Genomic DNA, 19,938 nt, shown 5'->3' on the forward strand with positions numbered 1-19,938 from the left:
TCGGGCCACGCCGCTCCGGTTCACGCATGTCGCCTCCACGCACCGTGACCTTCAGTATCGTCCCGGAGGGAGGACCCGGCGACCCGCGGCACGCCCCCGCCGGGCGGCTCCTGCGGCCACGGCCGGGTCAGCGCGGGTCAAGGCTGGGTCAGCGCGCCCCGGCGCCCGGTGACCGGTGCGGGCGGCCGGACCGGGCCGCCCAGCGGCCGTCGTGGCGGCTGACCTCGATCGGGCGGCCGAAGCACGTGGTGAGCAGGTCTCCGGTCAGGACGGATGCGACCGGGCCCGTCGCATGGACGCGGCCCTCGCGCAGCAGCAGCGCGTGGCTGGTGCTCGGGGCCAGTTCCTCGACGTGGTGGGTGACCGTGACGGTCGCCAGGTCCGGGCGCCCGGTGGCGAGGCGGTGCAGGGCGTCGATCAGGTCCTCGCGGGAGGGCAGGTCGAGCGCGTTGAACGGTTCGTCGAGGAGCAGCAGGGACGGGTCGGCGATGAGCGCGCGGGCGATGAGGATGCGGGCGCGTTGGCCGCCCGAGCACACGCCGTACGGCCTGTCGGCCAGATCCTTGCAGTTCAGCTCGGCGAGCAGGTCGTGGGCGCGTACGCGGGTCGCGGCGTCGTACATGCGCCACAGCGGCTGGACGGTCCCGGTGGCTCCGGTCAGGACGATCGTGTGCGCGGTCTCGTCCTCGGGAACGCGCTGCGCGCTGGAGACCAGGCCGATGCGCGCCCGCAGTGCGCGCATGTCCACGCGGCCGAGCCGGTGGCCGAGGACCTCGACGGTTCCGTCGGTGGGGTGCATCAGCGCACCGATCAGGCGCAGCACGGTCGTCTTGCCCGCGCCGTTCGCCCCCAGCAATGCCCAGTGCTCGCCGGAGCGTACGGTCCAGTCGATCCGGTCGAGGATCACCAGCCCGGTGGTGAAGCGGCGCACGCTCGCGGCGTTGAGCGCGGCGACGGTCCGTGGCTGCGGGGGCGTGTCCATGGGCGCTCCTGCCTGGCGCTGATGCGCGCGACGACTACCGAAATAATATCGCGCTTGACTGCCGATCGATACATTTACGCGATATCAGGTCGCCTGGCACTCGCGGGGCAGTGGCAGGCCGGCGGCCGCGCGGGCGCCGGCCTGCCGCCGGGGCCTACGGCACCGGCTGCTGCTGGGTGACGCAGTGGATGCCGCCCCCACCGGCACCGAGGCGGTCGATGTTCAGCCGTTCGACGACGCGGCCGGGGAAGAGGCGGGTCAGTGTGGCGCGCGCCGCGGCATCGGCCTGGGAGTCGCCGAACTGACCGCTGATCACCGCGCCGTTGCACACGTAGTAGTTGGCGTAGGAGGCGAGGAAGTCCGGGTTGGTGGAGCGGATCTTGTAGTAGTCGGGGCCCTGGAGCTTCTCGACGGCCATCCGGGCGCCGCCCGCGGTCGTGGCCGCGGACAGGATCTGGTACTGCTGGCGCGCGTCCTTGGCGTAGACGTCGTTGTCCGAGGCCAGTGGCATCTGGACCAGGGCCTTCCCGGGGGCGAGGAAGCGGGAGGTCGCGTCGACGTGGTCGTCGGTGATGTCCTGGCCGACCACGCCGTCGAACCAGATCACCTTGGACGCGCCATAGGCGGTGCGCAGTGCGGCCTCGATCTGGCTCTGCGACATGTCGGGGTTGCGGTTGCGGTTCACCAGGCTGCTGCGGGTGGCCATCAGCGTGCCCGCGCCGTCCTGCTCGACCGCGCCGCCCTCGCCCACCAGGCCGGCGGCGGTGAAGGGGACGCCGAGGTAGGCGGCGACCCGGCCGGCGACCAGGGCGTCCTTGGAGTGGGCCTGCTTCCTGCCCCAGCCGTTGAAGTTCAGGCCGACCGCGTCCAGCCCGCCGGCCCCGTCCGTGCGGAAGACGGGTCCGGTGTCGCGCATCCAGCAGTCGTCGACGGGGATGGTGGTGACGACGGTGACGGTGGAGCCGCACAGGGAACGGGCCTTGGCGGCGCTGCCCGAGTTGGCGCAGATGTAGACCGGCTCGTACTTGGCGATGGTGCGGGCGATGAGCGCGATGTCGGACTGGACTCCGCTGAGGGTGTTGCCCCAGATGGAGGTGCTGTCCGGCCAGGCCATCCAGGTGCGGGTGTGGCGGACGTCCTCGATCGGTACCCGGAACGCGCCCGCCGCGGCGGCGGGGCGGACCGCCGCCCCCGCCCGCCCTTCGGTTACCGCGAGGGCGGCGGCCGCGGCCGTGAGTCCCGCCGCCGCCAGGAATCTGCGCCTGTCCAGGCCCGCGCCGGGCGGGTTCGCCGAGTGATCGTTCATGAGGGGCTCCTTGGGGTTCAACTTCCCGCGCCGACTGCGGGGTTGACCGGAAAGCTAAAACTGGCCAAGCGCTCGGTCAATAGTTTGGACGGGGTCATTCCGGTGGATCACGGAAAGCCGCAGGTGGCGGTGCGCTGGCTCGTTAGAGTGACGCCATGGCCGCTTCCGCGAAGGACTCCCCGAACCCGCCCGTCCCTCCTGCCCGCGCGGGGCGCCCCAGGGTTTCGGCGAAGGGCGAGCAGACCCGGGCACGACTGATCGCCGCCGCGCGGACCCTGCTGGCGGGCGGCCTGAGCGAACGGTTCACCACCCGCAACGTGGCGGCCCTGTCCGGCGTTTCGCACGGGATGTGCCACTACCACTTCCAGGACCGGACCGACCTCGTCCTCGCGGTCATCGCGGACATCCGCCCCGAGTGGATCCTCCCCCTGGAGGAGGCGGCCGCCGCTCCGGGGTCGTTCGCGGAGCGCGCCGAGCGGGTCGTCGAGCTGCTGGGCCGGCCCGAGGGCGCGGAACTCTCCCACCTCCACTCGGCGTTGCACTGGCACGCCCTGAACGACGCCCGGGTCCGGGAGTGCCTGGAGGCGGAGTTCCGGCGCTGGCGCGGCTGTTTCGTCACCCTCTTCCAGGTCCTGGCCGACGAACGGGGCGGCGGCGTCGACCCGCGCCTGCTGGGCGAAGCGGTGGCCGCCGCCGTGGACGGCCTGGCCGCGGCGGAGGCACTGGGCTCCGAGGTCGACTCCGGTCCGGTCCTGCGCACCCTGATCCGTACGCTCGCCGCCGGTACCTGATCCGAGGACCGCCGGACCGCGGAGCGCCCGCAGCCGTGCCCGCTACAGCGCCCGCCGGGCCGCGGCGATCGCCGCCGGATCCCAGCCCGGGCGGGGCACGGACTCCAGCAGCAGCCGGGTGTACGGATGCCCGGGCGCGGCGAGCACCTCCTGCGTGCCGCCCTGTTCGACCACGGCCCCGTACCGCATCACGACGATCTCGTCGGTCACGCACCGCACGACCCCGAGGTCGTGGGTGATGAAGAGGAAAGCGATCCCGGTCTGCTCCCTGACGTCGGCCAGCAGGTTGAGGATCTGCGCCTGCACGGAGACGTCGAGCGCGGCGACGGCCTCGTCCAGGACGAGGACGGCCGGTTCGACGGCGAGGGCCCTGGCGATGGCGACGCGCTGGCGCTGGCCGCCGGACAGACGGCGCGGCAGGGCGTCGGCGGCTCGGGTGCCCAGGCCCACCTGGTCGAGCAGTTCGCGTACGCGCTTCGCGTGGTCGCGGCCGGGAAAGTGCAGGCTCAGGGTCTCCCGCAGGGCCGCTTCGACACTGGTGCGCGGGTCGAGGGAGAGGTACGGGTCCTGGAAGACCATCTGGATCTCGCGGGCACGGGCGAGGCGCGCGGCCCGGCCCCGGGTGTGCCCGGTCCGGGGCCGGCCGCGGACCAGGACCTCTCCTCGGTCGGCGCGCTCCAGGCCGACGACGATGCGGGCGGTGGTCGTCTTGCCGGATCCGGACTCGCCGACGATGCCCAGCGATCCGCCTTCGGGGAGGGCGAAGGACACGTCGTCCACCGCCCGGACGGTTCCGAAGGCACGGCTCAGCCCTTTGACCTCCAGTACGTTCTCAGGCATCGACGGCGCTCCCTTCGAGCAGGTCGCTGTGGTGACACGCGGCCCGGTGGTCCGGCCGGTCCGGGGCCGCGGACGGCAGCGGGGCCTGCTGGTCGCAGACTTCCGTGGCGAGCGGACAGCGGGCTGCGAAGGCGCAGCCGTGCAGCGGTTCCCGCAGGTCCGGCGGCTGGCCCTCGATGGCGGCGAGCCTGCCCCGGGGGCCCTCCATCCGCGGGGTGGAGGCGAGGAGGGCTGCCGTGTACGGGTGCCGGGGGCGGGTGAAGAGGACTTCGGCCGGGCCGGACTCCGCGATCCGGCCGGCGTACATGACGTAGACGCGGTCGCTGATGGCGGCGGCGAGGTCGAGGTCGTGGGTGACGAACAGCAGCCCGGTGCCGAAGCGTTCGCGGAGGGTGGTCAGGAGGGCGATGACCTCGGCCTGGCTGCTGACGTCCAGGGCCGTGGTGGGCTCGTCGGCCAGCAGGAGCACGGGGTCCCCCATCAGGGCCGCCGCGATCACGACGCGCTGGAGCATGCCGCCGGAGACCTGGCCGGGGTACTTGCGCAGGAGGGAGTCGTCCAGGCCGACGGCCCGCAGGAGTTCGACCGCCCGGGCGGTGGCCTGCGTCCGGCTCATGGCCCCGGTGAGGATGACGCTCTCGGTGAGGAAGTCGCCGATGCGGCGCAGGGGGTTGACCGCGGCGCGCGGGTCCTGGAAGACCATGGCGACCGTGCCGGCCCGTACGCCGCGCAGGCGGTCGGTGTCCATGGCCAGGACGTCCTGGCCGTCGACCCGGACCGTGCCTTCGACGACCGCGCCGGGCGGCAGCAGACGCAGTGCGCTGCGGGAGGTGATGGTCTTTCCTGATCCGGACTCGCCGACGAGGGCGACGGTCTCGCCGGCGGCGACGGTGAGGTCGACGCCGTCGAGGACGGGACGGGCGGTGCCGGGCAGGGTGACCCTCAGCCCTCGGATGTCGAGCGTGTCGGCGGAAGGCGTCGGTCGCATCGCATGCGCCGGTCCCGTCTGTTTCATCTGTTTCATCTGTTTCATGGGGTTCTCCTGGCTACCCGGTCGGCCCACCGCTCGCCCACCACGTTGAAGGCGACCACGGTCAGCACGATGAAGGCGCAGGGCAGGATCGCGGACAGCGGGTAGCCGTGCTGGATGGCGGTCTGCCCGTCGAAGACCATGCGGCCCCAGTCGGGGGTCAGGGCCGGAACTCCGAGCCCGAGGAACGACAGTCCGGCGAGGTCCATCAGGGCGTAGCCGAAGTTGATGGTGGACTGGGCGAGGACGACGGGGGCGATGTTCGGCAGGACGTGACGCAGGCAGATCTGCACGGCCGAGTGGCCCTGGACCTGATAGGCGCTCACGTACGGGCGGGTGCGCTCGGCGAGCACGAGGGAGCGGGTGAGGCGGCTGACGTAGGGCAGGTAGGCGACGGCCAGTGCGATGACGGGGGCGAGCAGGCCCTCGCCGTAGACGGAGATGATCAGGATGGCCAGCAGCATGCCGGGGAAGGCGAAGACCAGCTCCGTGCTGCGGGACAGGACCGAGTCGAGCCAGCCGCCCCGCCAGGCGGCGGCCATGCCGATGCCGATGCCCGCCACGGTGGAGAAGGCGACGACGCCCAGTGGTCCGAGAAGGGAGGTGCGCGCGCCCAGCAGCAGCCGGGAGAGGGTGTCGCGGCCGGCGGCGTCCACACCGAGCGGGTGGGCGGCGGAGGGTCCGGCGAGGGCGTTGCCCAGGTCGACGGCGTTGGGGTCCTGGGGCACCACCCAGGGCGCGAGCAGGGCGGCGAGGACGACGAGGGCGACGAGACCCAGGCAGAGGAGGTGGAGCGGGGAACCGGTGGCACGGATCCGGGAGAGGCCGGGGCGGCGGACGAGTACGGCGCTCACGTGGCGGCTCCCCTCGTTCCGAGGGTGACCCGGGGGTCTACCAGGGGCAGCAGCAGGTCCACGAGCAGGTTCACGATCATGAAGAGGGCGACGATGATCAGGGAGATCGCCTGGACGGTCGGGAAGTCCTTGGTGGTGGTGGACAGTTCGAGGAGCTGGCCGATGCCGCCGATGCTGAAGGCGGTCTCGACCAGGATGGTGCAGACCAGGAGGGTGGAGACGATCAGTCCGCCGGTGGTCAGCACGGTCCCGAGGGAGTTGCGGAAGACGTGGCGGCGGATGACCTGCCGTTCGGGGACGCCCCGGCTGCGGGCGACGGTGACGTGCTCGCTGTCGAGGGCTTCGAGCATGGCGGAGCGGGTGACGCGGGCGAGCATGCCGATCAGGTAGAGCGCGAGGGCGACCGCGGGGAGCGCGAGGTGCCAGAGCATGTCCGCGAAGCCCTCGCCGGCGCCGCTGCTGGGGAACCATCCGAGCTGGACGGCGAACAGTCCCTGGAGCAGGACGGCCGCGACGAAGGACGGGGTGCCGACGGCGAACGTCGTGGTGACCAGGATCGCGGAATCGGTGGCCCCGCCCCGGACGGCGGCGATCCGGCCCAGCAGCAGGCCGACCGCCACGACCACGACGAGGGCCATGGTGATCAGCAGCAGCGTCACGGGAAGCCGGTCCGCCAGGAGGCGCGCGACATCGGTGCGGTAGGTGATCGAGCGCCCGAAGTCGCCTTGGAGCACGTCCCCGAGCCAGCGGAAGTAGCGGGTGAGGAAGGGATCGTCCAGGTGGTACTGGGCGTTGATCGAGGCGAGGGCCTCCGGGGAGGCCGACCGGCCGGCGAGCAGGAAGCTCGCCGGGTTGCCCGGCGCCGCATACATGGCGCCGAAGACCACGAACGAGGCGGCGAGGAGGGTGGCGGCCATTTCCGCCACCCGTCGTACGGCGAAGCGGGCGAAGCTCACTGTGCGGCCCCCACGTCGGCGGCCCACGGGTAGTACATGTAGGAGATCGTGGTGGGCGCTCCCGTGATGCGCTTGCCCTGGAACAGTGCGGTCGGCCACTCGGCCACGGGGATCCACAGCAGTTGCTCGGAGGCGTGGCGCTGGAGTTTCGCCGCGATCTCCATCCGCTGCTGGACCGGGTAGACGGCGGAGGCCTGGTCGACGAGCTGGTCGTACTGGGGGTCGCTGTAGCCGGCGAAGTTCATGTAGGCGCCGGTCTTGAAGTTCGCCAGGAGGTCGAGCGGGTCGGTGATCGAGTCGTAGTAGGTGAGCGGGAACATGTCGATGCCCTCGCGCGCCTGGGGGTCGGTGAAGAGTGCGGTGAAGGCGTTGGGGGCGATGGTCTTCAGCCGGATGTCCAGGCCGATCCGGGTACCGGCCGCCTGGACCGCGGTGGCGAGGAGGGAGACGTCCTGGCCTATGGAACTGGTGGCCACGGTCAGGGTCTTGCCGGTGGCCCCGGCCTCCTGGACCAGCGCCTTGGCCTTGTCGATGTCCTGGCCGGTGGGCGGCAGTCCGTCGAGGGCGGTCTTCAGGGTGTTCTCGGGTGCGGCGGCCCAGGCTGCGCGGGTGGTCAGGGAGTTGGTGACGGTGCCCGCGCCCCCGAGCCCGGCCTTGACGAACCCGGTGCGGTCGAGCGCCAGGGACAGGGCCCGGCGGACGCGGACGTCACCGAGGGGCCCCTCCATGTTGGTGACGTTGACGTTGACCGTGCTCAGGCCCTCGCCGAAGTAGAGGGTGCCGGTGCCGCTTCCGCGCAGGCGGGCGTAGCTCTCGGTGGGGATCAGGTAGCCGCCGTCGACCTCGCCGCTGAGCATGGCGTTGGTGCGGGCGGACGGGTCGGTCAGTACGCGGAAGACGGCCTTCTTCGACTTGGCCTTGGTGCCCCAGTAGCCGTCGAAGCGGTTGAGTTCGACCGACTGGCCCTTGTTCCACGTGCCGAGTTCGAAGGGGCCGGTGCAGGCGAGCCCGCCGGTGGTGCCGTAGTCCTTGCCGGCCGCCTCGACGCCGGCCTTGGAAGCCACCACTCCGGCAGCGGTCGCCATGTACTGCGGGAACTGGGAGTCGGGCTTCTTGAGCTTGACGGTGACCTGGAGCGGGCCGCTCTTGGTGACGGCGGAGACGTTCTGGAAGACCTGGGCCCAGGCGGCGGCGTTGTCGGGGTCCATCTGCCGGCCGAGGCTGAAGACCACGTCGTCGGCGGTCATCTCCTTGCCGTCGTGGAAGCGCACGCCGGGGCGCAGGTCGTAGACCCAGGTGGCGGGGTCGGGGTTGGACGCCTTCTGGGCGAGCCCGGGCTCGGTGGTGAGCGCCGGGGTCCAGCGCATCAGGCTCTCGCACACGTTGGACAGGATGGTGTTCTGCGGGTAGTCGAACGCCACCGTGTAGTCGAGGGTCGGCGGCTCGGCGTAGACGGCCCAGCTGAAGGAGTCGATCTCACCGCGGGCCGGGGGCGTGGAGGCGGAGAGGTGGACGTCGGTGACGTCGCCCGCGTCGCCCTTGGGCGGACCGGCGCAGGCCGCGAGCAGGGCGAGGGAGGTCAGGACGGCGCTGGTGAGGACCGCGTTGCGGCGGCGGTGGAGGTGTCTTGCCCTGCGGGGTGGGGAGGTGGTCATCGTCGCGCTCTCTTTTCCGTGAGGGATGCGGGGGAGGAGCGAGCGGACCGCCGGGTGGCCTCGGGTCGGTCCGCCTGGAACGGCCGGTGTCCGGGTCAGCCGGCGGCGTGCGCGCCGGTGCGTGCGGCGGGGATCTGCTGGGTGATGCAGTGGACTCCGCCGCCGCCGAACGCGATGGCGAGCGCCCGTACGCCGACGACCTTGCGGCCGGGGTACGCGGAGGCGATGACGGCGAGGGCGTCCTCGTCCTGGGCCAGCCCGGCCACCGGGACGACGACGCCGCCGTTGGCCACGTAGTAGTTCAGATAGGACACCTCGATCTGGCCGTCGGCGAGATCGGCGAAGGCCGTCTGCGGCACGTCGATGATCTCCAGTCGGCGGCCCTGGGCGTCGGTGGCGGCTTCGAGCACCGCACGGTTGGCGCGCATCCGGGCGTAGTCGGGGTGGTTGGGGTTGTCGGGCAGGGAGACGACGACCGTGCCGGGCGCGGCGAAGGCGCAGACGCCGTCGACGTGGCCGTCGGTCTCGGTGTCGAGCAGGCCTCCGTACGGCAGCCAGATGACCTTGGTGACGCCGAGCCGCGACTTCAGCTCGGCCTCGATCTCGTCGCGGCTCTTGTCGGGGTTCCGGTTGGGGTGCAGCAGGCACTGCTCGGTGGTGATCAGGGTGCCTTCGCCGTCGACGGTGATCGCACCGCCCTCGAGGATCAGGTCGGAGGCGATGCGGTCGACGCCGAGGTGCTCCAGCAGCAGGGCGCTGACCCGGTCGTCGGCGTCGAACGGGTGGTGCTTGCCGCCCCAGGCGTTGAAGCGGAAGTCCACGCCGGCGCGGTTGCCGTCGGCGTCGAGGACGAAGAGCGGGGCGGAGTCGCGGAACCAGGAGTCGTCGAGCGGCATCTCGATGACCGTGATGCCGGCCGTGTCCTGGCCGCAGTGGGCGCGGGCGTCCTCGACGTGGTCGGGCGGGGCGACCATCGTCACGTGCTCGAAGGCAGCGATGGCGCGCGCGACGTTGGCGTACTCCTCCTTCACGTCGGCCAGCACGCTTCCCCACAGGTCCTCGCGGGTGGGCCAGGCCATCAGGCAGCCCTCGTGCTCGGACCACTCGGCAGGCATGCGGTATTCGGACATCAGCTGTCTCATTTCTTTCGTTGGGGAGTCTGTCACCCGACTGAAAATTCAGTCAAGAGTCGATTCGTGCGAGAGGGGACGGGCGGGAGGCGCCCTCAGAGGAAGTAGAGGCGGTTGAGCGAGACCTGCTGCGCCGGCTCGGACCGCAGGGGTTCCCCGTCGAGGGAGACGAGCCCGGTGCGGGGGTCGACGTCGACCGCCCCCAGGCGGGTGTTGCCGATCATGTCCTTGGGGCCGATGCCACGGGTCCCCCGCACGGCGACCCGGCGGCGCCGGGTGCCCAGGTGGTCGTACGGGGCTCCGAAGGAGCCCGACTCGGCCGCGGCACGGCTGACGAACGCCACGGAGAGGTCCGCGGGTGCGGCGCCGTGGGCACCGAACAACGGGCCCAGGACGAGCGGCTCACAGCAGTCGGTGGCGGCGTTGGGGTCGCCGGTGACTCCGTACGCGGGGAAGCCGGACTTGAGGACGAGCTGGGGCTTGGCGCCGAAGAACGGGGGGCGCCAGAGCACGATGTCGGCGAGCTTGCCGACCTCGATGGAACCGATCTCGTGGGCCAGACCGTGGGCGATGGCCGGATTGATCGTCAGCTTGGCCATGTAACGCAGCACGCGGGCGTTGTCGTCGCCCTCCCCGTCACCGGCCAGCGGCCCGAGCTCGCCCTTCATCTTGGCGGCCATCGCGAAGGTCCGGCGGATGGTCTCCCCCGCCCGGCCCATGCCCTGCGCGTCGGAGGAGGTGATGCCGATCGCCCCGAGGTCGTGGAGCACGTCCTCGGCGCCCATCGTGCCGGCCCGGATCCGGTCACGGGCCATGGCCGCGTCACCCGGCAGGTCCGGCTTGAGGTCGTGGACGGAGACGATCATCCCGTAGTGCTCGGCCACCGCGTCCCGGCCGAAGGGCAGGGTGGGATTGGTGGAGGAACCGATGACGTTCTCCACGCCCGCCATCTTCAGCACGTTGGGCACGTGCCCGCCACCACAGCCCTCGATGTGGAAGGCATGGATGGTCCGGCCGTCCAGCACCCGCAGGGTGTCCTCGACGGAAAGACACTCGTTGAGACCGTCCGAGTGCAGGGCGACCTGCACGTCGTGCTCCTCCGCCACCCGCAGCGCGGTGTCCAGCGCACGCGTGTGCGCACCCATGTCCTCATGGACCTTGAAGCCGGAGGCGCCACCCTCGGCCAGGGCCTCCACCAGCGGAGCCGCATCCGAGGAGGAGCCACGGGCCAGGAAACCGATGTTCACGGGCCAGGCGTCGAACGCGTTGAACCCGTGCTTCAGTGCCCAGGGCGAGTTCACCCCCACGCCCCAACTCGGCCCGATCTCCTGGCCGATGATCGTGGTCACACCACTCGCGAGGGAAGCCTCCATGATGCGCGGGGAGAGCAGGTGGACATGGGTGTCCACGGCGCCCGCGGTGGCGATCAGGCCCTCGCCCGAGACCATGGTCGTGCCGGTGCCGACGACGACGTCCACGCCGTCGAGGGTGTCGGGGTTGCCCGCCCGCCCGATCGCATGGATCCGGCCCTCACGGATACCGATCGACACCTTGCGGATACCCAGGACCGCATCGATGACCAGCACGTTGCTGATCACCACGTCACAGGTCTCGCGGACCGCGGCCGCCTTCAGATGCAGACCGTCACGGGCGGTCTTCCCGAAACCGGCCAGGAACTCGTCACCCGGCTTCTGCGCATCCGACTCCACCCGGACGGTCAGCCCCGAATCGCCGAGCCGGACCCGGTCCCCGGCCCTCGGACCGTGCACCGCGGCGTACTCGTGCGGGTCGATGTGCCGGCTGCCGGGCGCGCAGTGGTCGCTGTGCCGGGTCGGTCTGCTCATGACGGGGTTCCTTCTGGGGCGGCCGCGCCCAGGTAGCCACAGGCCACGGCTTTGTGGAGGGCTTCTTCCTTGGCGCCGGGAGCATCGAGCGGGCCGTCCACCAGTCCCGCGAAGCCGATCGTGATGCGGTCGCCGCCGATGGGGACGAGGCCCACCTCGAGGGTGGAGCCCGCGTCGAATCGGGTGGACGACCCTGCGGGGACGGCCAGGCGCATTCCGTAGGCGGCGGCGCGGTCGAAGTCGAGCCGCGGGTTGGCCTCGAAGAAGTGGAAGTGCGAGGTCACACTGACCGGGACGGTCGCGGTGTTGCGCACCGCGAGGATCAGCGCCGGTGCGACGGCCTCGACGGTGTCCGTGGCGGGGAGCACGGCGCCCGGCGCACCGTCGTCGCGCGGGCACTCCCCGAAGGGTTCGCTGACCGCCGCGAGCCGCGTGCCGTCCTCGAACACCGCCTCGACCATCACCTCGGTCACGATGTCGACGACGCCCGGCAGGACGTCGTCCGGGCCGAGGACGCCTCGGCCGCGTGCGAGGGCGTCGGCCAGGCGGAGGCCGTCGCGCGCCGCCTCGCACACGGTGTCGGCGATCAGCGCGGTGGCCTCGGGAACGTTGAGCCGCAGGCCCCGCGCGCGGCGCGCCCGGGCCAGTTCGGCGGCGCTGAACAGCAGGAGCCGGTCACGTTCGGTGGGCGTCAGGGGCACGACGCCCACCGGGCGTCCGCTCGGGCGGCCGGGCGGCTGCCCCAGCCTGTCGATGCCTTCATGGTCTTTGACTCCTTCGGGAGGCGAGCGGGAGCCACCTGAGCCGAAACCCTCCTTCCGTACGGGTGTACGGGCGTGCGGAGCACGGGAGGGGATGCCGGTGGCGCAGCGAAGAACAAGGGCCGGATGCGGCCCGTGTGGCGGTTCGGGGCCTGCGGGGCGGCGGGCCGGAGCGAGGCCCTGCGGTGGTCGGGCGGCTCGGGACTCACTCTGGCATTGACTGAAAATTCAGTCAATAGAAGGGACAGTGAAAGGTTCCGGCCATGAAGGGAAGCGCGGGACGGCGTCCGGAGCGCCGGCGTCCGTCACCCCGGCAGCCCCCGTCGCGAGGGCGTTGCCGGGTGCGTCAGTTCTGCCGGAGCCCGGCCAGTTCGGCGTCGATGGCGCCGCGCATGAGTTCCCGCGCGTGGCCGATCTTGGTGCCACCGCTGAGCCAGCGCATGCTGAGCCCCTCCAGGAGGGCGGTGAGCCGTTCGGCGGCGGCTGCGAGCGACGAGGCGGGCGCCATCGGCTGGACCTGGCCCAACAGCGCGGCGACTTCCTGGACCCACACCAGGGTGGCCCTGGCGAGGTCCTCGCGGAGCACCTCGTCGAAGACGGCGCTCGCCCGCAGTTCACCCCAGGCCGAGCTGTTCTCCCGTACCTCTGCGGTGTCCTGGAGCTCCAGCAGCAAGGTTTCCTCCAGCTCTTCCCGAGGGGTGAGCGGGGGGTCGTCCGGGTCGCGGTCGGTGGTGTAGCGCTCGGCGCGGTCGTTGATGAATTCGAGGGTCTGGCGCAGGACTCCGGTGCGGTCCTTGAAGTGGTAGTAGATCAGGGCCGTGGAGACGCCGGCCTCGGCCGCGAGTTCTTCCACGCGCAGCCCGCGGACCCCGCGCCGGGCGATCACCCGTGCGGCCGCTTCGAGGATCTGAGTGCTGCGAGACGCCATGACCCGCACCTTACCGGGGCCTTCCGGGGCAGGTGCACACGGCCCGTCACCGGGAGTTCGGGGCGGCGCCGGCGCCGCCCGTCCGGCGGACCGGGCTTCCTCCGGCCGCTTCTGCGACGGCCGGGGCGCGGCGGGCATCAGGCCACCGGCGGGACGGCCGGGTGCGACTGGGTGGCGCAGTGGATGCCACCGCCCCCGGCCGCGATGTTGTCGATGGCGACCTGGACCACCTGCCGGCCGGGGTAGGCGGCCTGCAGGACGGTGTAGGCCAGGCCGTCGGCGTAACCGTCGCCGAACCGGGGCGCGATGACCGCGCCGTTCGCGGTGTAGTAGTTGGTGTAGCTGGACAGGAACTCCGCTCCCCCGCCCCGGATGAGGCGCCGGTCGGGACCGGGGAGTTCCGTGACGGCGAGGCGGCGGCCGCGGGCGTCGGTGGCGCTGTCGAGGGCCCGCCGGGTCTCCTCGTAGACGGCGATCCACTTGCGGTCCGCGCCGGCTCCGGGCCTGTCCAGGATGACGCGCCCCGGAGCGGTGAAGCGGGCCAGGCAGTCGATGTGGCAGTCGGTGATGTCATGGCCGGCGAGACCCGGGACCCAGATGACCTTGTCGATGCCGAGCGCCGCCTTCAGGGCCTGTTCGACCTGCTCCTGGCTCATGCCCGGGTTGCGGTTGGCGTTCACCAGTGAGCTGACCGTGGCCAGCAGGGTGCCCTCGCCGTCGGTCTCCAGCGAGCCGCCCTCGCCGACGAATCCCGCGCGGATCCGGCGCACCTGGTACTCGTCGAGGAGGATGCCCGCTGCCGCCGCGTCGTTGGCGAACGGCTGGGCGTAGGGGGTGCCGGTCTTGCCCCAGCCGTTGAAATTGGTGTCCACTCCGGCGACGGCTCCCGGGCCGACGACGAAGGTGGGGCCGAAATCGCGGATCCACAGGTCGTCCGTGGGGATCTCGATGACGTCGATGGCGTGGCGGGCGCCGCGCCCGCAGCGGTAGCGGGCTTCGGCGGCCTGGCCGGGGCGGGCGAGCATCACGACGGGTTCGAAGCGCGATATCTCGTACGCGACGTCGGCGATGTCCCCGCGCACCGCCTCCAGCTTGTTGTCCCACACCGCGGAGAGCGCGGGCCAGGACATGTAGGTGCGGGCGTGGCGGTCGCTCTCCTCGGGCATCCGCAGGGTTGCGGAACCTCCGTCGGGGGCGGGGGCCGCATGCGCGGCGGAGGGGAGGGCCGAGCCGAGGGCGGCGAGCGGCAGGGCCGCCGCTCCGAGCCGGAGCAGTCGGCGGCGGGTGGTGCCGTTGGTGTCCATGGGTCTCCCTGAGGGGTGAACGGGCGGGATGACTCGGCATCTTTGCGTTAACTGAAAATTCAGTCAAGCCACTCGGGTCGCTGTATGGGCTCCTGCGCCCGGAATCGGGCCCGCGTCCCGGGCTCGTCAGCTCCGTCGGTACTGGTCGACCGCGATCGTGACCGCGCCGTCGGCCGGCGCAGCGACCAGCCGCACGATGGCGATCTCGCTCCGGTCCGGACTGCGCACGCAGAACGGCCGCGCGTTCGCGAGCGCGCTGAAGGGCAGCGCGGCGGCGGGGCGCGACTCGATGCCCTGCACGCAGTCGGCCTGGGTCAGTACGGCGCCGTCGGCGACGAAGGCGTCCGACTCCTCGGACGGCAGGAAGGCATGTCCGTCGCTGGCCAGGTACCAGGCGGCCGTCTCGGCCGGGACCACCTTGCCCGCCCTCAGATCGAACTCGTAGCCGGAGTCGGGGGCGGTGAGCTGGGCCTTCGTATAGCCGGGCAGGTAGGCGGGGCCGGGGGGCGGCGTCGATCGGCCGGTGGTGGGAGGTGTCGACCCGGCGACGAGGGGCGGGGTCGCCGTGACGGTGGGTCCCGCATCGGGGTCCACTCCCCCGTCCACCGGGTCGTCGAAGTAGTACACCGCTCCGCCGCAGGCCAGCAGGGTGGCGGCCACCGCCAGAACCACGGCCGGCAGCCGCCCGCCCCGGCCCGCACGGCGGCGGGCCCCCGGCGCAGGGACCCCCACCGGCACGGGGGCGGGCACGGAGACCGGCGCGGGTGCGGGTGGGGCGACCCGTGTCGGGGTCCGCACCGGGGCTCCGGGCTCGGGCGGCGGCGCCGGGTGTGCGGCTGCGGCAGTCGGCGCGAAGGAGTCGACGCCCGGGGTCGCGGGCGTACCCGGAGCCGCGGGGGCGGCCGGGGCCACCGGGCCGTTGCCGAAGGCCGCGCCACGGTACCCGGCCGCCGGGAGGCGCGCCGCGACGGGCCGCGCGGCGTCGCCCGGGCCTGCGACCTCGTCCCGGACCGGGCGGGGGAGCCAGCCGTCGGTGAACTCCGGCCGCGGGCCCACCTCGGGGTGCGCGTGCACGGACGCGATCAGGTCGACGGTCGTGGGGCGGTCCTCGGGGCGCTTGGCCAGACACCACGAGATCAGGTCGTGCAGGTCACGGGGTACGCGGCTGAGGTCGGGATGTTCGTGGACCACCCGGTACAGGGCGCTGGACTCCGGCCCGTTCCCGAAGGGCGGAGCCCCTCCCGCCACGTAGGCGGCCAGGGTCCCGAGGGCGAAGACGTCGGTGGCCGCTGTCGCCTGGACGCCCAGCGCCTGTTCGGGCGCCATGAAGGCGGCGGTGCCGATGCGCAGGCCAGTGCCGGTGAGCGCGGCCGCGTCGGCCGCGCGCGCGATGCCGAAGTCGATCACTCGCGGCCCGTCCCCGGCGACCAGCACGTTGGCCGGCTTGAGGTCGCGGTGGACGACGCCTGCCCGGTGGATGGCCTGGAGCGCCTCGGCGATGCCCGCGACGAGCAGCAGGACCGTGCGCACGGGCAGCGGTCCGTGCCGGCGCACCACCTCGTGCAGTGACGGGCCGGGCACATAGGCCGTGGCGAGCCACGGGGTGCGGTCGTCGACCCCGGAGTCGACCACCTGGGCGGTGAACAGGCCATGGATCCGGCGGGCGCTGGCCACCTCCTGGGCGAACCGCTCCCGGAACTCGGGATCCGCGGCGAACTCCCGGCGGACGGCCTTCAGCGCGATGGGGCGGCCCCCGGGCGTGTACGCCAGGTAGACCACCCCCATTCCGCCGGAGCCGAGACGGGCGTGGAGGCGGTAGCCGCCGATCTCGTACGGGTCGTCGGCGGACAGCGCCGTGGGGGTGGGTGGGACGCCGGGGGGCTGCTCGGGCATGCGGTGGCTCTTTCAACGTTGCGGCAATGACCTGCGCGCATCGTGCCGCTAACTAAACTTTCAGTCAATGTGTGACAATGCGAGACGCACACGGCCAGGAGGGATCACACAGTGACCGACCGCAGACGAGCAATCCTCACGGGCGCCGCGCGGGTCATCGCGCGCCAGGGTGTCCGGGGGCTGCGGGTGGCGGACCTGGCGGCCGAGGCCGGCGTGTCCACCGCCCTGATCTACTACCACTTCAAGGACCGGCCCGGCATCCTGCGGCACGCCCTGGCGTTCATCGGGGACCGGGCGGACCGCTACACCGCGACCGAGCAGGGCCGGGCCGCGGCCCGCCCGTCCGATCCTCGGCAACTCCTGGAGCAGACCCTGCTGTTGGAGTTCCAGGACCTGCCCGAGGTGCGCGAGAACAGTACGGCCTGGGGAGAGCTGCGGGCCCACTCGGTCTTCGACCCGGAATTGCGCGACGAGCTCGCCACGGCGGGCGCCGCCTGGGTGGCCGAGGTCGCGGACCACCTGGCCGTACTGTGCCCCTCCGCACCGCCCGGCGCCGTAACGGCGGCCGCGGAGCGGCTGACCGCCCTGCTGGAGGGGCTGAGCGTCCGCTGGCTCAGCGGCCTGCTCCCCCTCGGACACGCCCGCGGCCTGCTGCGCGAGGCGATCGGAGTGGAGATGGGCCGACTGGGTTCCGCACCATCCGTGAATTGACTGAATTTCCAGTCAGTGGGACAGTGGCGACACGAGGCCGCATCACTCACCGTGCAGAGCGGCCGTTCGCGGCGCGGAGCGCGCACCCTTGACCGTAGGGCCCGGTTTGTCGTCCTACGTCACTCTTTCGCGCCCGCCCTGGCCGGATGCACCCCTTCCGCCAGTCCACGATCGGAGTTCCCCGTGTCCTTCCTGTCCCCCACCCGTCGGACCGTCCTTCGCACCCTCGCCGGAATCGGCGCCATCGTCGCGGGCGCGTCGGCCTGTGGCCCCTCGGCGGCCGGAGCCCCCGCCGCCGCCTCCCAGCCCGCCACGGCGGGCGGCAAGCGGCGTCTCGGCGCCGAGTGGGAGAGCCACACCCGCACCTTCATGTCCTGGCCGGCCCTGTCGTCGGTCTGGGAGGGAGACCTGCCCTACGTGCGCGAGGACATCGCGCGGATCGCGCGGGCCGTCGGCGAGTACGAGGCGGTCGTCATGATGGCCCGGCCCGATCAGGCGGATGCGGCCCAGCGGGCCTGCGGATCGCAGGTCGAGGTGATCCCGCTCGCCGTCGACGACCTGTGGGCCCGCGACACCGTTCCCGTCTTCGTCGAGGAGGGCGGCAAGGTCGTCGGCGTCGACTTCAACTTCAACGGCTGGGGCAACAAGCAGGAGCACAGGAACGACGGGGCGGTCGGTCGCGCCCTGCTCCAGAAGTACGGGATCCCCCGGGCCCAGGCCCCGCTCGTCGCCGAGGGCGGTTCCTTCGAGCCCGACGGCGAGGGCACCCTGCTGATCACCGAGAGCTCGATCGTCAACGACAACCGCAACCGGGGCAAGAACCGCGACACGATCGAGGCCGAGCTCAAGCAGACCCTGGGCGTCGAGAAGGTGGTGTGGCTGGCCGGCGTCCGCGGTGAGGACATCACCGACGCCCACGTGGACAGCCTGGTCCGCTTCACCGCGCCCGGTGTGGTCCTGCTGGACCGTGCGCACCCCAGCACCCCGGCGGACTCCTGGTCCCGCTCCGCCGACCAGGCCAAGTCCGTCCTGTCGAAGGCGACGGACGCACGCGGGCGGCGTTTCGAGGTCATCGACCTGCCGCAGCCCGACCTGAACAGGATCACGGGCGAGGGCGACGACTTCGTGTCGACCTACGCCAACTTCTACATCGCCAACGACGCGGTCTTCATGCCCAGGTTCGGCGACCGCAAGGCCGACGACAAGGCCCGCGGGATCCTCCGGGAACGCTTCCCCAAGCGGGACATCGTGCCGGTCGCGATCGACACGATCGCCTCGGGCGGCGGCGGCATCCACTGCTCGACCCACGACCAGCCCGGCAAACCCGCCGCCTGACCACGGGGCCGCAGGGAACCACAGGCCGCGGCAACCGTTGTCAGACCCCTCCCCCATGATGGAGATCTCAAGGGGGCATGGAGGAGGGGCGAGTTGGAGAAGCTCACCGCAGCAGAGCTGAGGGATGTGTTCCGCCTGCCGGAGGCCGCGTGGTCACGCATCGCGACCGGCATGATCGACCCCATCGATCCCGCCCACACCGAAGGCGAGAAGAGGTGGTCAGGGCACGACTTCGGCCGTTGGCTCGCCGCCGAGCATCCCGGCCTCGCGGGCAAGGGCCCCCTCCTGCTGCGCCCGGCGCCTCCGGTCGAGCCCCGTTATCTCGGCGGTGTCCACCGGTCTCCGGAGGACGAAACGGCCGTCGACACCGAGCTCTTCGCCGGGCTGTGGCGGACGCACGCGGGCGTCGTCGCCATCGTCCATCCCCTGCACGACGGGGTCGACGCGGGGAGCGAACTCCTCGACGTCCACGCGGACGCCGACACCTTCGTCGTCATCGGCTACGCCTACGGTCTCGACGGGCCCGAGCTGCGGGCGGTCGACCGGGACCGGCCCGAACTCGTCTACGACCCGTCCTGGGCACAACTGGCCGCCCATGTGGGGACCGGCATCCCCTGGTGGCCCCGCTCGCTGCGCCGCGAGGAGCACCTGACCTCGTGGCGGCCCGGAGACGAGCCCCGGCCGGTGGAGGTGATCACCTTCCCCTCCTGGGAGCCGCTCTACGCACTGGCACGGCAGGAGCCCGACGGCTCCCCGCTCCGGCAGGCCTGTTTCACCATCGGCCACCGGATCCGGGCCGCGGCCGCGGACAGTGCCACCAAGGAGATGGAGAACCTCCGCAGGTGGGGGAGGTCGGCGATGGCCTCGATGGTGTTCCCGGCCGTGCCGGAGACGGCTGATCCCGGCCTCGCGCAGGTCGCGACGGACGACGTCGTCGGCGCCGGACTCGCCGAGCTCTGCGCACGCACCGACGACCTGGCGGTGGAGTGCCTGGAACAGGTCAGCGCGTGGAGCGGCGCCGAGGACCTTCCGTACGGCGGCACGTTCGACTTGACGCGCACAGAGGTCACGCGGGCCGCGGCCGAGTGGATCAACCGGCTGCGCGACGTGCCGCCGACCGCGCTCCACCGGGTGTGGGAGGAGGCCTACGACACCGTGGGCACCTTCGTCGATCCGGCGACCGGAAGCCCCGTGGTCGCCGTCAAGGGGAAGTACCCGTCCCACGACGCCCGGGAGATCACCTACATCGGACGGTCCCCCAAGCGCCTTCCCGCCGGCTCCGTCCTCAAGGAGGTCGTCCTCGACGAACCGATCTGGGTGCGCACCGGCGACGGCGTGCTGTACCCGGTGCCCGCCATGGACGCCCCGGGGCTGTCATGGGGGTACAGCGGCTCGGGACCCATGACGCTCGCCGAGTGCATCGGTCGGCTGCTCGACGACGGGGGCAGCCACGCCGTCACGTACGACGACGAGGATTCCAAGGACGAACCGGGGCTCCGGGCGCTCTTCCGGATCAAGCACAAGCGGGGGACGCGCATCTCGCGGCGGGAGCTCATACGCGCGCGCCACTCGTCCTGACCCGCCCCACCTCAGCCGTGCTGACCGGCGTCCCTCCCGA

At 72.1% G+C, this 19,938-nt stretch carries 17 protein-coding genes; 4 read left to right on the forward strand and 13 right to left on the reverse strand.

Going from position 1 to position 19,938, the window contains the following annotated elements; all coding sequences use genetic code 11:
* Positions 1-148 precede the first annotated feature (148 nt).
* Positions 149-982: an ABC transporter ATP-binding protein gene (locus OG472_RS09065; protein ID WP_401604439.1), complete on the reverse strand. Its 834-nt coding sequence runs from the start codon at positions 980-982 to the stop codon at positions 149-151.
* A 154-nt stretch (positions 983-1,136) separates the two neighbouring features.
* On the reverse strand, positions 1,137-2,288 hold the full coding sequence (locus OG472_RS09070; protein ID WP_405941288.1) for an agmatine/peptidylarginine deiminase: 1,152 nt from the start codon (positions 2,286-2,288) through the stop codon (positions 1,137-1,139).
* A gap of 155 nt (positions 2,289-2,443) precedes the next feature.
* Between OG472_RS09070 and OG472_RS09075 the strand changes: the two genes are divergently transcribed.
* Positions 2,444-3,079 (forward strand): TetR/AcrR family transcriptional regulator, encoded by a 636-nt coding sequence (locus tag OG472_RS09075; protein WP_405828891.1) that lies wholly within the window; start codon positions 2,444-2,446, stop codon positions 3,077-3,079.
* Between the two features lie 42 nt (positions 3,080-3,121).
* Here OG472_RS09075 and OG472_RS09080 read toward each other — a convergent pair whose 3' ends face one another.
* The 11 genes from OG472_RS09080 to OG472_RS09130 form a co-directional block, all read right to left on the reverse strand.
* Complete coding sequence (locus tag OG472_RS09080) at positions 3,122-3,919, reverse strand: ABC transporter ATP-binding protein (RefSeq protein WP_401604446.1); 798 nt, start codon at positions 3,917-3,919, stop codon at positions 3,122-3,124.
* Positions 3,912-4,952, reverse strand: coding sequence for an ABC transporter ATP-binding protein (locus OG472_RS09085; protein ID WP_405941289.1), 1,041 nt, complete (start codon positions 4,950-4,952; stop codon positions 3,912-3,914). Before OG472_RS09085 ends, OG472_RS09080 begins: the two co-directional genes overlap by 8 nt.
* Positions 4,949-5,803 (reverse strand): ABC transporter permease, encoded by an 855-nt coding sequence (locus tag OG472_RS09090; protein ID WP_383574644.1) that lies wholly within the window; start codon positions 5,801-5,803, stop codon positions 4,949-4,951. The genes OG472_RS09085 and OG472_RS09090 overlap by 4 nt, the downstream gene beginning before the upstream one ends.
* Positions 5,800-6,759 carry an ABC transporter permease gene (locus OG472_RS09095; RefSeq protein WP_405828893.1) on the reverse strand — a complete coding sequence of 320 codons (960 nt, stop codon included), beginning with the start codon at positions 6,757-6,759 and terminating at the stop codon, positions 5,800-5,802. Before OG472_RS09095 ends, OG472_RS09090 begins: the two co-directional genes overlap by 4 nt.
* Positions 6,756-8,414 (reverse strand): ABC transporter substrate-binding protein, encoded by a 1,659-nt coding sequence (locus tag OG472_RS09100; RefSeq protein ID WP_405941290.1) that lies wholly within the window; start codon positions 8,412-8,414, stop codon positions 6,756-6,758. Before OG472_RS09100 ends, OG472_RS09095 begins: the two co-directional genes overlap by 4 nt.
* Before the next feature lie 95 nt (positions 8,415-8,509).
* Complete coding sequence (locus OG472_RS09105) at positions 8,510-9,544, reverse strand: agmatine/peptidylarginine deiminase (RefSeq protein WP_405828897.1); 1,035 nt, start codon at positions 9,542-9,544, stop codon at positions 8,510-8,512.
* Between the two features lie 95 nt (positions 9,545-9,639).
* Positions 9,640-11,388, reverse strand: coding sequence for an urease subunit alpha (locus OG472_RS09110; RefSeq protein WP_405941291.1), 1,749 nt, complete (start codon positions 11,386-11,388; stop codon positions 9,640-9,642).
* Positions 11,385-12,089 (reverse strand): urease subunit gamma, encoded by a 705-nt coding sequence (ureA, locus tag OG472_RS09115; RefSeq protein WP_405941292.1) that lies wholly within the window; start codon positions 12,087-12,089, stop codon positions 11,385-11,387. Before ureA ends, OG472_RS09110 begins: the two co-directional genes overlap by 4 nt.
* 406 nt (positions 12,090-12,495) lie before the next feature.
* Positions 12,496-13,077 carry a helix-turn-helix domain-containing protein gene (locus OG472_RS09120; protein ID WP_327417782.1) on the reverse strand — a complete coding sequence of 194 codons (582 nt, stop codon included), beginning with the start codon at positions 13,075-13,077 and terminating at the stop codon, positions 12,496-12,498.
* A gap of 137 nt (positions 13,078-13,214) precedes the next feature.
* Complete coding sequence (locus tag OG472_RS09125) at positions 13,215-14,381, reverse strand: agmatine deiminase family protein (protein WP_405941293.1); 1,167 nt, start codon at positions 14,379-14,381, stop codon at positions 13,215-13,217.
* Positions 14,382-14,507: 126 nt separating this feature from the next.
* On the reverse strand, positions 14,508-16,274 hold the full coding sequence (locus OG472_RS09130) for a serine/threonine-protein kinase (RefSeq protein ID WP_405941294.1): 1,767 nt from the start codon (positions 16,272-16,274) through the stop codon (positions 14,508-14,510).
* A gap of 111 nt (positions 16,275-16,385) precedes the next feature.
* Between OG472_RS09130 and OG472_RS09135 the strand changes: the two genes are divergently transcribed.
* The 3 genes from OG472_RS09135 to OG472_RS09145 all read left to right on the forward strand — a co-directional run bounded on the left by OG472_RS09135 (position 16,386) and on the right by OG472_RS09145 (position 19,898).
* Positions 16,386-16,985 carry a TetR/AcrR family transcriptional regulator gene (locus tag OG472_RS09135; protein WP_401613998.1) on the forward strand — a complete coding sequence of 200 codons (600 nt, stop codon included), beginning with the start codon at positions 16,386-16,388 and terminating at the stop codon, positions 16,983-16,985.
* A gap of 183 nt (positions 16,986-17,168) precedes the next feature.
* Positions 17,169-18,320 carry an agmatine/peptidylarginine deiminase gene (locus OG472_RS09140; protein ID WP_405941295.1) on the forward strand — a complete coding sequence of 384 codons (1,152 nt, stop codon included), beginning with the start codon at positions 17,169-17,171 and terminating at the stop codon, positions 18,318-18,320.
* 93 nt (positions 18,321-18,413) lie between these two features.
* Positions 18,414-19,898: a hypothetical protein gene (locus OG472_RS09145; protein WP_405828907.1), complete on the forward strand. Its 1,485-nt coding sequence runs from the start codon at positions 18,414-18,416 to the stop codon at positions 19,896-19,898.
* Positions 19,899-19,938: the final 40 nt, after the last annotated feature.

It is taken from the genome of Streptomyces sp. NBC_00207 (genome assembly GCF_045160965.1).
Classification (GTDB): Bacteria; Actinomycetota; Actinomycetes; order Streptomycetales; family Streptomycetaceae; genus Streptomyces.

Bases quoted from the DNA above. Each gene is read 5' to 3' on its own strand.
- OG472_RS09065 (WP_401604439.1), bottom strand. From the start codon at position 982: ATGGACACGCCCCCGCAGCCACGGACCGTCGCCGCGCTCAACGCCGCG.
- OG472_RS09070 (WP_405941288.1), bottom strand. From the start codon at position 2,288: ATGAACGATCACTCGGCGAACCCGCCCGGCGCGGGCCTGGACAGGCGC.
- OG472_RS09075 (WP_405828891.1), top strand. From the start codon at position 2,444: ATGGCCGCTTCCGCGAAGGACTCCCCGAACCCGCCCGTCCCTCCTGCC.
- OG472_RS09080 (WP_401604446.1), bottom strand. From the start codon at position 3,919: ATGCCTGAGAACGTACTGGAGGTCAAAGGGCTGAGCCGTGCCTTCGGA.
- OG472_RS09085 (WP_405941289.1), bottom strand. From the start codon at position 4,952: ATGAAACAGATGAAACAGATGAAACAGACGGGACCGGCGCATGCGATG.
- OG472_RS09100 (WP_405941290.1), bottom strand. From the start codon at position 8,414: ATGACCACCTCCCCACCCCGCAGGGCAAGACACCTCCACCGCCGCCGC.
- OG472_RS09105 (WP_405828897.1), bottom strand. From the start codon at position 9,544: ATGTCCGAATACCGCATGCCTGCCGAGTGGTCCGAGCACGAGGGCTGC.
- OG472_RS09110 (WP_405941291.1), bottom strand. From the start codon at position 11,388: ATGAGCAGACCGACCCGGCACAGCGACCACTGCGCGCCCGGCAGCCGG.
- OG472_RS09120 (WP_327417782.1), bottom strand. From the start codon at position 13,077: ATGGCGTCTCGCAGCACTCAGATCCTCGAAGCGGCCGCACGGGTGATC.
- OG472_RS09125 (WP_405941293.1), bottom strand. From the start codon at position 14,381: ATGGACACCAACGGCACCACCCGCCGCCGACTGCTCCGGCTCGGAGCG.
- OG472_RS09130 (WP_405941294.1), bottom strand. From the start codon at position 16,274: ATGCCCGAGCAGCCCCCCGGCGTCCCACCCACCCCCACGGCGCTGTCC.